At 47.5% G+C, this 12,225-nt stretch carries 7 protein-coding genes; 1 reads left to right on the top strand and 6 read right to left on the bottom strand.

Annotated features, from left to right (window positions below; all coding sequences use genetic code 11):
• Positions 1-20 precede the first annotated feature (20 nt).
• Positions 21-1,349, bottom strand: coding sequence for an NfeD family protein (locus tag ACZ5KY_RS05730; RefSeq protein WP_464242943.1), 1,329 nt, complete (start codon positions 1,347-1,349; stop codon positions 21-23).
• Positions 1,350-1,651: 302 nt separating this feature from the next.
• Between ACZ5KY_RS05730 and ACZ5KY_RS05725 the strand changes: the two genes are divergently transcribed.
• The gene (locus ACZ5KY_RS05725) at positions 1,652-2,800 is read left to right on the top strand and encodes a Fic family protein (RefSeq protein WP_464242942.1); all 1,149 of its coding nucleotides are present in this window, start codon (positions 1,652-1,654) and stop codon (positions 2,798-2,800) included.
• Positions 2,801-2,909: 109 nt separating this feature from the next.
• On the opposite strand, the gene ACZ5KY_RS05720 is transcribed toward ACZ5KY_RS05725, so the two are convergent.
• The 5 genes from ACZ5KY_RS05720 to pepN all read right to left on the bottom strand — a co-directional run bounded on the left by ACZ5KY_RS05720 (position 2,910) and on the right by pepN (position 12,148).
• Positions 2,910-3,500, bottom strand: coding sequence for an SLATT domain-containing protein (locus tag ACZ5KY_RS05720; RefSeq protein ID WP_464242941.1), 591 nt, complete (start codon positions 3,498-3,500; stop codon positions 2,910-2,912).
• 185 nt (positions 3,501-3,685) lie between these two features.
• A complete protein-coding gene (locus tag ACZ5KY_RS05715) occupies positions 3,686-4,117 on the bottom strand; it encodes a hypothetical protein (RefSeq protein WP_464242940.1) in 432 nt (143 codons plus the stop codon).
• 68 nt (positions 4,118-4,185) lie between these two features.
• Positions 4,186-5,082 (bottom strand): reverse transcriptase domain-containing protein, encoded by an 897-nt coding sequence (locus ACZ5KY_RS05710; RefSeq protein ID WP_464242939.1) that lies wholly within the window; start codon positions 5,080-5,082, stop codon positions 4,186-4,188.
• A gap of 132 nt (positions 5,083-5,214) precedes the next feature.
• Positions 5,215-8,961 carry a hydantoinase B/oxoprolinase family protein gene (locus tag ACZ5KY_RS05705; RefSeq protein WP_464242938.1) on the bottom strand — a complete coding sequence of 1,249 codons (3,747 nt, stop codon included), beginning with the start codon at positions 8,959-8,961 and terminating at the stop codon, positions 5,215-5,217.
• 544 nt (positions 8,962-9,505) lie between these two features.
• Positions 9,506-12,148, bottom strand: coding sequence for an aminopeptidase N (pepN, locus tag ACZ5KY_RS05700; protein WP_464242937.1), 2,643 nt, complete (start codon positions 12,146-12,148; stop codon positions 9,506-9,508).
• Between the last annotated feature and the right edge of the window lie 77 nt (positions 12,149-12,225).

Below are 12,225 nucleotides of genomic sequence, written 5' to 3'. Positions count from 1 at the left end.
TCCTCCTCCGTTCGGCTTACTTAAGTTAACGTTTCTTCTGTCTCGACCGGAACCGGCTGCACCCGTAATGTCAGTAACTCTGTCATCCCAACAACCTCGATTGAGTCACCTTCAGCCACTTTCTGGCTGGCAATAGCATCCCAATACTCGCCGTGGACAAACACCCGTCCTTGCAGATCTAATTCAGACAGAGCCACCCCCACCTCGCCAATCAATCCCTCTTCACCTGAAACTGGCCTTCGCCGTTGCGACTTCATCACAAATAGGATGACCAGCCCCATACAAGTGAGGATGGCGAGCACCGTCGCTCCGATCACCTCGATAGAGATGCGCAGCAGTGGATCGGGACTATCAACAAGCATTAATGATCCCAATATCAGCGCCAGCACACCGCCTACGGCAAGCATGCCGTAAGAGACAACAGTGACTTCGAGAATAAACAACACCATGGCGACAAGGATCAATAACATCCCTACGTAATTGATCGGCAAGGTCTGGAAGGCGAAAAAAGCAAGTAGCAAGCTGATCACTCCCACCACCCCCGGTAAGATTACCCCCGGCTGGGATATTTCGAAAAAAATCCCCATAAAACCGAGCATCAGAAGCAAATAGGCAACATCAGGTTGGCTCAACACATTGAGTAATCGCTCGCGTGGCGGCATCTCAACCTCGCTGAACACCACATCAGTACCATCAAAAACTAGCGGTTGGCCGTCGCGGAGGTAGGTGCTGCCATCGAGAACTTCCATCACCCGTTGTCGATCTGCAGCAATGGCATCGATCACCTTCAGACGTAACACATCTTCAGCAGTACTCGATAAGCTGTCGCGCACAATCTTTTCGGCCCAGTCGACATTGCGTCCGCGCTGCTCAGCAACCGAGCGTGCATAGGCCGCGGCATCATTGGTCACTTTTTCCATCATCGGCGTATCATCACCACCAGCCCCCCCAGCGCCAATACCGATGGCGACCGGATGAGCGGCACCAATATTGGTCCCTGGAGCCATGACGGCAAAATCCGCTGCCAGAGTAATTAACGCTCCCGCCGAGGCGGCACGCGCCCCCGATGGCGCAACATGAACGATGACTGGCACAGACGAGACGAGAATCGACTGGATGATGTTTCGCATGGCGGTATCCAATCCGCCGGGCGTATCCATCGATAACAAAATCGCCCGCTCGTTGCCGACATTCGCTTCAGTGATATTCTGACTGACAAATTCCGCAACAATAGGGTTGATCACCCCGTGAATAGGAATCACCCGCACCACCGCAGAACTGCTGGCATGAATTGCCGCAAGCGGAAAAAAAAGAACGCAGAAATATAAGAAGAATCGTAAGTATCGCATAGAATAACGATACCAAAGAGGTTGGAACTGTCAAATATGGGGTGGATAGATTGGTTGCTAAAGCATGATCTCCAGGCTAACAGTATTGGAGTTTCATTCCTCACTCGCAAACTAAAACTAATGACACTCCTGAAATTTAGTAGGCTTCCTTGTCATTTATTTTGACATATAAAGAACATAATCAACTCCATATCTCTGGATTGCGAGATATGGAGTTGATTTTCAGTCTATATCTCAATAAACGTGATATAACAGCAGTCACAATAGCCATATCTCACAAATGCGTGATATAGGAGAAAAATATGACTCGCAGTGGTGAATTCAAGAAAACAACAACAGGATACACAGCCTTCTATCCAACAAACCTACCGCCTCAACCACCAATCACGATTGACGGTGACCTACAGTTATTGCTTTCAGAAGCAGACCGTGCTTTGGGGGGATTAAATGTTGTCGTTACGGTATTACCTAATCCAGACCTTTTTGTCGGTATGTTCATTCAAAAAGAAGCTCTTCTCAGTTCACAAATTGAAGGGACACAATCCTCACTCGTGGATATTCTCGGTGCCGATGAGAGCCATGAACCGACAGCTGATGTTGGCGAGGTTGTCAATTATGTCAAAGCTATGCGGCACGGCTTAAAACGCCTCCATAACGATGATTTCCCAATGTCGCTTCGATTACTGCGTGAAATTCATGGTGTCTTAATGCAACAAGTACGAGGCGGAAAGCCCAATCTTACTCCAGGTGAGTTTCGTACAATGCAAAACTGGATAGGTGGTAGCAACCCTAGCAATGCGCGATTTGTACCTCCACCACCCGATGTTACCACTGAGTTGCTTAACGCCTTTGAGACTTATCTGCATGAAGATGACGATCTTCCACCACTCGTCAGGTGTGCACTCATCCACTATCAGTTTGAAACCATCCATCCATTTAACGATGGTAATGGCCGTATCGGGCGATTACTGATTGCATTATATTTAGTATGGCAAGGCGTACTTGAAGAACCAATGCTCTACCTGAGTGCCTACCTCAAAGCCCATCAACAGGAATACTATGACCGCCTCACCCAAGTAAGAACAAGTGGCAATTTTGAGGCTTGGATTCGCTTTTTTCTAGAGGGTGTCTGCGAAGTCTCACGAATGGTTCTTGAAACAACAAAGCGTGTTCAATCTCTAGAGCGAACAGATACAGATCGACTAATTTCTGAAGGTGAAGGGTCCCACGGTGTTTCTCTGTTAAGAGGATTACTATTGCAACCCGTGGTTATGGCAAAAGATGTCGCCACAATTGTTGGCGTGAGCTACACCAAGGCTAATTCTTTAATTGCAACTTGTGAGAAACTCGGGATTTTGAAACAGATTAATAAGGGGAAGAGAAATAGACGGTTTATCTACCAGAGCTATGTTGATATTCTTGCGGAAGGTACAGAGTTGGATATTGATTAAAACCAAGATATGATCGAATTTTTTCAACCATTGACACAAAGATCTAATACGGGTGGAGAGTTGTCCATGCTCAAAGATTCAAATATATCCACACCTAACAAACAACTTTCTAAAAATTTGTTACTCTCATTACCATAGCAAATGGAATCACTGCAGTTACAATATAAAAAGCAAGCTGAGGTAAGTATCTAAGAGCTAAAACCCAACAATACAAAGCAAGAAAGCAGAACATATTTTTTTTACGTTTGTCGTCTAATCTACTATTATTTTGACAAATAAATTGATAATAATCTAACCTACGATGATTATCATAACCATCGAGAATTTCAGCATAAGCAATAGAATATTTCTCTAAACTTTCAACATCAGAATGAAATTTCATATCATCTAATAATCTTGAAATCTTTCTACCTGATTCATAGTAGAGTACAGACTTTCTCTCTAGTTCACTTAAGTTAACCGCAAGACTTAAACATAAAATCACTAAAGATAAAAATATAGTAGCAAACTGACTCGCATCCAAACACTCAGGTTTAATTTTTCCCGAGTAGATAAGAATAGATAATATCGTCAAGTAGATTGATGAAAATAACAATGACCACCTAATGCATTTGGTCCAACTCTCAATCCTCTTTGCTGCATTAAAACGAGTAACGCTGGTTGACCAGAATTTACAATCAAGTGATTCTTTAATGCCCACAGTCATGTTGCTCCCATTTACTTAATAATATTGAGTAAAACTACTTACAGCAACTGGCCCCCTCAGGAAACATTAGACACGCCTCTTTGAAAAAAAATCAGAAGCAAAAACCCTGCGGTATAGATAACAAACACCCTTACCAAACGATAAGGATTCCCATAATGGGAGGAGGCCAGCATTTCAGTTCAAGAAATATCACCAATATCCTTTTCTAAATATTTCAAATTCTGCATTTTAATTTTCTCAAACAAGGTCGCAATCTCTTCAGCTGGATATATTAAATCAGGATTTAACAATCCTAACCGGTTAAGATATTTTATTTTGTCCTGCAAAGTTACATACCTATTGTAGTTATGGATATAGTTGCCATGAGCATTATATTTTGCTTCAAAATATGCCTTAGAAAGCCTCTTCAAATCAGCTGGAGGTCTATTGTCGAACTCAACCAATCTCGAAAAAAATGAATCGATTATTTTATCAATCTGATACAAAATAGGCATATCGTTAATTTCTAAGAAGTAAAAAAGCCAACCATATCTGCTAGTTTCACTAATCGCTCCAGTTATTTTTTCATTCAAGCTTTCAATAAATATTTGTTTTTTAGCCTCTTGATCCAACCACGCCTTACTTTTACTTGTTGAATGAAATTCATGTTTAAACGACGAAACCATCGATGCAATAGAATTTATAAAATTAACCTTGCTAGACTCACGAATTGTAATCTTAGGTAGATCAAACCTGTATCCAAGATATTCGAAGGTCCTATCCTCTTGTTTACAAATCGTCTTTTCCCATGCAAAGTAAGGCCAAGTTCACCAGCACAAGATTTAACTTTCAACCTCAAACAAGCCTTGGTCGGCCCCAAATTAAATAATATAATATCATCAACAAAACGATAATACTGAGCAGCCAAACCAGATAAACTTTCATCAAAATCACGCATATAAATATCAGCAAGTATATTTGAGATAGAAAGTCCTTGTGGCACACCAATGCTATTATTATTTTTCAGCTCAGTGCGTTTAGAGCCAAAACTAGTCGTCGGATTTTTTAACGCATTATAAACTAACCGTAAAAAGAAAGAGGATTCCACATTTGGACGTATTTTAGATAAGAGATGCTCATGCTCTATTGAATCATAAAACCGCCGAATGTCTGTCTTATAATAACAAAGCGTCTCATCAGAACCGTGCAATACAAAAAAGTCATTTATCTTTTTTATGTAGTTATTAGGCAACAGCCTATTGACTGACTCAGGAAATGCTTTTTGAAGAAGATCTTTTACAACGTGTAAAACAATTCTATCCCTAAGTGTTGCTATTGAGATAACCCTCGGCGACGCTCCCCTTCCTTTTAATTGCAACTTTTGAAGATATGGTGAGAATCGATAAGTACCATTACGACATTTTTTCTTTATTATTTCAAAATTTTCCTGTTTTTTTTCTGTAAATTTTTCAACAGTCGTACCATCTATGCCACGAGTTTTCTTTCGTGAAACAAACTCAAAGGCCTCTTCGAGGCTATGGTCATCAAATGCACCTTCCAACACTTCATTAGTTACAATTTGTGGTTTTATCAACAACTAGCCCCTCTCACAATGGTATGGGGGACTAGGGTACACCTAGACAACAAAAAGACAAGAGCTCTAATTAAATTATTGCCAACTCGCACAAATCAACTATAGTCCGTCACGTGACAAAAGCCTCTGACAACACTAGTCTCCACAGTCTTTTGCTTCAAGCGACGTCAACTTCGCCCCATATCCACCGCCACCAGGAGTCTCAATCCGCACTCTGTCACCGACCTGCACATCAACCATATTCTTGCCGCCCAAATCGCGCAACTCACCATCAGCAGCAATCAAGGTATTCACTCCACACGAACCAGCCTCACCGCCATCAACACCATAAGGTTTAAACACCCGTCGTTCAGAGAGAATCGCCGCTTGCAACGGTTGCAAAAACTCCAGCTCACGCACCAAACCATCACCACCGTTAAACTGGCCTCGGCCTCCCGATCCCATGCGCAAACCAAATTGACGCACTATGATCGGGTAGCGATTTTCCAACACCTCGACATCGGTAATACGGGTATTGGTCATGTGGGTATGTACCCCTGAACAACCGTGCCACGTTGGCCCTGCCCCCGCGCCTCCACCAATAGTTTCGTAATAACCAAAATGATCGTTGCCGAAGGTGAAGTTGTTCATACAACCTTGTGAGGCGGCGACGGTACCAAAAGCTTTAAAGATGACATCGACCACCCGTTGCGAAGTCAAGACATTACCACCCACAACTGCGGCATCAGCAGTGGGTGAAAGGATCGAACCTTCTGGCAATACCACTTCGACCGAGCGCAAACAGCCTTGATTCAGGGGGATATCCTCGGCAACGAGGCAGCGTAGACAGTACAGCACTGCCGACAGTGTCACCGCTTTCGGTGCGTTTAAGTTGCCCCAATGCTGCGGGCCAGATCCTGTAAAGTCAAAACGGGCCTCTCCTGCATGACTGAGATGAAGAGTGAGCGCGATAGGTGTACCATCATCGAGAAAATCTTTGGCCTCAACAGTCAGGGAACCATGACGTTGTTCAACCTGCCCAGCCAGTTGGCATAACCCTTGGCGTACCGCTTGCTCAGCGTGATCTTGCAGATAGCCCATATAAGCGTGAACGGTGGTCAAGCCGCTGGACGCAATCAGCTCCGTCAGTAAGCGAACACCACATTGATTCGCAGCGACCTGCGCTTTGAGGTCCGAGATATTATCGGCTAAACGGCGGCTGGCTGGAATCGACTGGCCCTGGTCATCAACGTTCGACTGACTGAGTATCGCCTCGATCTCGTGCTGTTGAAACGCCCCAGCTTGAACCAGCTTCATGCCGAGAATGGCGCAGCCTTCCTCTTTGAGCGAACGAGAAAACGGTGGCATCGAGCCGGGAGTGATGCCGCCAATATCGGCATGATGACCACGATTGGCCACCACCATCACCATTTGACCGCGCACCCATAGCGGGGTGATCACAGTGATATCGGGCAGATGACTGCCACCCGCTTGTGGATGGTTGCACAGCCACACATCTCCTTCAACCATGTCATCGCGGTAGCGCTCAAGCTGCTGACGCACCGCTTCACTCATCGCCCCAAGGTGAACGGGAGTGTGCGGCGCATTGGCAATCAGATCGCCCGTAGCACTAAACAGCGCACAGGAGAAATCGCAGCGCTCTTTGATATTGGTGGAGATCGCCGTGCGTTGCAACGTATAGCCCATCTGCTCGGCAACCGACATAAAACGGTGACTAAACAGGGCTAACTGAATTGGATCTAAGGCTGTCGTCATCGCTACGGACGCGGTTTCAACCTCAATCAACACATCACCCTGATCATTGATATTAGCGCAGCAATTCGGTTCGACCACAATGGTTGCAGTGTCTTGAATGACAATCGCTGGGCCAGCCACCTGAGAGCGCCGCGCTAGCAGCTCTAAACGATAAATCGGCACCTCACACCAACGCCCACCGAGGTGACAACGCGCTTCGGCAATCGGTTCGCCGTTCCGCTCACCAGACTCATCGCTAACATCAGTGATCGCTGAACCGCTATGGTAGCTAACACGGACCCGCACGTCATCGACCTCAATCGCGCTCGCAAGCTCAAAGCCAAATTCACGTCGATAGGCTTCAACAAAGGCGCGGCGGTAATCGCCATGTTCAGGACAACGCACCATCAAAGCAGTGTCGGTGCCAGCATAACGGAGGTTCAGGTAACGCTCGATCTCAACCTGAGTATCACCCGTTGCCGCGCAGCCTAACTCGGCGCAGGTTTGCTCAGTGAGTTGATCGAGATATTGATCGAAATACGATTGCCGTTCTGCCGTCAACTCACCGCTGGCCGCTTGTTGACGCTCGCGCACTTGACAGGCGATTCCCATGCCATAGGCGGATAAAATTCCCGCATGACGATGGATAAAGATGGTTTTCATCGCCAACTTTTGTGCCATGGCGCAGGCATGTTGCCCCCCTGCACCACCGAAACATGCCAGAGCATGAGCGCTTAAATCGTAACCGCGCTGCACTGATACCGCACGAATTGGCCGCGCCATCACCTCGTTGGCGACATCAATATAACCAGCGGCAATCGCTTCAACGGTCATCGGTTGGCGGCCCTTCTCGGTCAACCATTGATTGATTTCAGACGTCAATTCATCAAAGGCGCGTTTTGCACCATCAACATCAAGAGGTTGATCCTCATTGGGGCCGAAGATATGGGGGAAAAATTGTGGTTGCAAGCGACCCAAAACCACGTTGGCATCGGTGACGGTGAGATGACCATTTTTGCGATAACATACCGGCCCCGGATGGGAACCTGCCGACTCAGGGCCGACCTCAAACATGCCATGACGAAAAAACAACCGTGAACCACCGCCAGCGGCAACGGTTTCAATTTGTAATTGCGGTGCAGCAATGCGAACCCCTGCGACCACAGAACTCTGGGTTTGCTCATAAGTTCCCGCATATCGTGAGACATCGGTGGACGTACCTCCCATATCGAAGCCGATCACCGCCACATCGGGCAACGCTTGAGCGCAGGTTTGTGCATAACCAACCACGCCGCCAGCGGGGCCAGAGAGCAACGCACGGCACCCATCAAAAGCCACCTGCGGCACCAGACCACCATCAGAAGCCATAAACAACAGCTCCGTATTTTCCAAACCATCGACAAAACCCGCCGAAAAACTTTCTACATATCGTCGAATATGGGGCGTTAGATAGGCATTAACAACGGTAGTATCGCCACGAGGAACCATCCGTACCGTCGGCATCACGTGATGCGACAGCGAACAGTGATCAAAACCTACCTCGGCCACACATTGACCAATCAATTTCTCATGTTCAGGATAAGCATAACCATGCGCCAAGATCACCGCCACACTGGTGCAACCAAGCTCCTTCGCACGGCGAAGGTCAGTAATTAAAGCGGCTGATTGCAACGGTTCAACCACCACATAATCACGACCATTGGTGCCGATAATGGTATCAGTTTCTCCATCAAGGGCAGGTCGCACCCGTTCATCCACTTCAATCACATGGGAATAAAGCGGTTGTGGTCGTTGAATATTGAGATCAAACAGATCGGGACGCGTTTGATTGCCGATCTGTAACAGATTACTAAAACCACGGGTGATCACCAGCGCCGTTTTCGCCCCCTTACGCTCCAAGAGCGCATTGGTGGCAACGGTGGTTCCCATACGGATGGAGGTGATCATTTCAGCACTGAGTTGCTCGGCAGGCAGAGGTGAACCTTGTTCATGCTCAAGGATACGCCGTATCCCTTCACGTGGAGCATCGGGGTAGTTTGTTGGATCATCGGAAAGGAGTTTGAGTACCGCAGTACGGCCATTAGCAAATTCAGCGTAAATATCGGTGAAGGTGCCACCACGGTCGATTGAGAATTTAACGTTTGGCATTGTCATTGATGAACCTATTTTCACGGGTAATAACATATTGAAATCAGCAATGGTCCCCTTGTAAAGTGGTCACCGACCACTGGAGTAACCCTGAATGCCACGTGACTCGCAAAATGAAACAATTTAGGTGCCACTTAAAAACTAGAGAGGTACACATTACCAACACCCCCTACACCATCATAACGAATCAAAACTGAATTGGAGGTCGAGAGGCCGACGAGCCGCCATATTTGAGCAAGAGGGAAAAAGACTCACTGTGGGTAGAGTACGGCCCGCTGCAAGCGTGAACTTCAAGGCCATTTTTTGCTTACTTTTTTGGGGCCAGTCAAAAAAGTACGTCGCAGTGTGAGGGCGAGACCTCGCGAACTTGACCTTGGCTTTAAAGGGTGCGGAACCTGATCAACATTAAACGACTGATAACAACAATCACCGGCTGAAGTAAACTGGGGTTTCGCCCCCAGACCTCGCCGACGCTCATTGCGTTCGGCGTCGGCAAATGGGGGATCTTAGTGCAAATAAACACAGCTGTCTGGCTGTGCCCGACCTACCCTTGCTTCAACCCTTTACTCACCACCTCATACAAATCCGACGAAATCCCCACCGCAGAAAGCAACTCTTCCAACGCCTGCTTCATAGCAGCCGAACGCTGGGCATCATAACGCGGCCAACGCAGCAACGGCGTTACCAGTCGCGCCGAAATTTGTGGATTAAAGGTATCGAGTTGAGCAATCTGCTCTTGTAAAAAACGATAACCTGAACCATCCGCAGCGTGAAAGTTAACCAGATTACCGTGGCAAAACGCACCGATCAAGGAGCGAACCTTGTTGGGGTTTTTCAGATCGAAAGCCTCGGAATCGAGCAATTCACGCACTTGTTTTAAGCAATCGGAACGGCTTGAACGCGCTTGCATCGCCAACCACTTATCGACCACCAGAGGATCACACTGCCAGCGCTGATAAAACTCATCAAAAGCGGCTTGAGTTTTCGCACTCGGGATATCAGCCAAAATGGTTAACGCAGCGCTGACATCGGTCATATTATCGCCACGCTGATATTGCTCGTAAACCAGATCGAGCTTCGCCTCGTCATCAAGGCGACCCAAATAACTGAGGCAAACATTTTTCAAACTTCGCTGCCCAACAGCGAGTGGGTCAAGAGAATACTCACCATCAACATGGCAGCGTGCATAGCAAGCACTAAACTCCTGCTGCAAGGTACGAGCGAGGATCATCCGCATGAAGCTGCGCGCACCGTGAATCGCCAGCGGATCAATTTGCGCCATCTGTTCAGCGACATAACTCTCTAACGGCAACGTCAATGACAGCGCCAATAGGGATGGATCGCTGTTCTCATCTGTCAACAGCACCCGCACTGCTTCGATGTAATCGTTATCGAGGGCGAGAGGTCGATCGTTTTGAATATCGGCAATCAAATCCAGCATCAATTGCATGGCCAAACGCTGACCGGCATTCCAGCGGTTAAACGAATCGTTATCATGAGCCATCAAAAAGGCGAGATCACTAACACTTTGCTCCATCACCAATTTGACCGGTGCCGAGAAATCGCGCAACACTGAAGCCACCGCACCAGCGGGGATATCAACAAACGTGAAGCTCTGCTCGGCGGCGGTTAACTCTAACACCCGTTCCGTTGCCGAACTGCTGTCAGCGGCGTAGCGCAATGGTAGTGGTTGGCCATCGTTAGCGATCAAAGCGACCCGTACGGGGATATGGAATGGCTGCTTGTTCGTTTGCCCCGCCGTATCAGCACACTGCTGTTTCAGCGTTAGGGTCAAACTCGACTGCGCGGGATCATAACTCGATTCAACTTCGAGAGTTGGCGTCCCCGCCTGTGAGTACCAGCGTTTAAATTGCGTTAAGTTAACGCCTGATGAATCCTCCATCGCTGCGGCAAAGTGATCGGTGGTCACTGCTTGACCATCGTGGCGCTCAACATAGCAACCAATTCCGGCCATAAAGCGCTCGCGACCGAGCAAGGTTTGCATCATGCGGATCACTTCGGCACCTTTGTTGTACACGGTCATGGTGTAAAAGTTATTGATCTCAACGTAGGATTCAGGCCGTACCGGATGGGATAGCGGGCCTGAATCTTCGGCAAATTGATGAGTTTGCAGCAGGCGCACCTCTTCAATGCGCTTGACCGCGGCGGAGTTCATATCGGCAGAGAACTCTTGATCGCGAAACACCGTCAAGCCCTCTTTAAGGCTGATTTGAAACCAGTCTCGGCAGGTGATTCGATTGCCCGTCCAGTTATGGAAATACTCGTGACCGATCACCCCTTCAATATCGAGATAATCCATGTCGGTGGCGGTATCGGGACAGGCGAGGACATACTTGGAGTTAAAGACATTCAAGCCCTTATTCTCCATCGCCCCCATATTGAAATCATCGACAGCGACAACCATGTAGCGATCGAGATCGTATTCGAGTCCGAAGCGGTTTTCATCCCACTTCATCGCATTTTTTAGCGACAGCATAGCGTGGTCGCACTTAAGGCGATTGCGTTCTTCGACATAAATTTGCAACAGAATTTCGCGCCCGCTACAGGTGGTAAAACTATCGTCAATACAGATCAGATCACCGGCCACTAAAGCAAACAGATAGGACGGCTTCGGGAAGGGATCGTGCCACGTGGCAAAGTGACGGCCATCATCGAGATCACCGCTATCGATCAAATTTCCGTTGGAAAGCATCACGGGGAACTGCTGTTTATCGGCGCGAATGGTTGTGGTGTACAGGGCCATCACGTCGGGACGATCTTGAAAATAGGTGATGCGCCGGAACCCTTCTGGCTCGCACTGGGTACAGAAGTTACCACTTGAGAGATACAACCCTTCCAGTGCTTTGTTGGCCGCAGGATTAATCTGTGTCACCACGCGCAAGCAAAACTGTTGGGGCACGCTGTGAATCGTTAGACCACCATCGTTAACCTCGTAACGTGCTTCATCGAGTGTCACGCCATCTATTTGCAATTCGATAAGCTCTAAACCATCGCCGACGAGATTTAGTGCTGCACCTGAATCGGCCAGCGAGTCACGTTCCAAATAGGAGAGCGCTTCAACACGGGTTGTTTCAGGGGCGAGATCAAAATTTAACTCCACCCGTGACAAGGTATAAACTGGCCGTTGATATTCGTTCAGATAGATTGTTTTATGTTGTTTTGACATCAATTACTCCATTGGCAACAGCCAGCGTGAACGCTGATCCGTTTAGGCATAAGAAAACCCCGCTCCCGAGATAGGAA

The organism is Desulfuromonas svalbardensis (assembly GCF_055389415.1).
The sequence above is the reverse complement of the archived record's forward strand: the minus strand, read 5'-3'. Positions and strand labels throughout refer to the sequence as shown.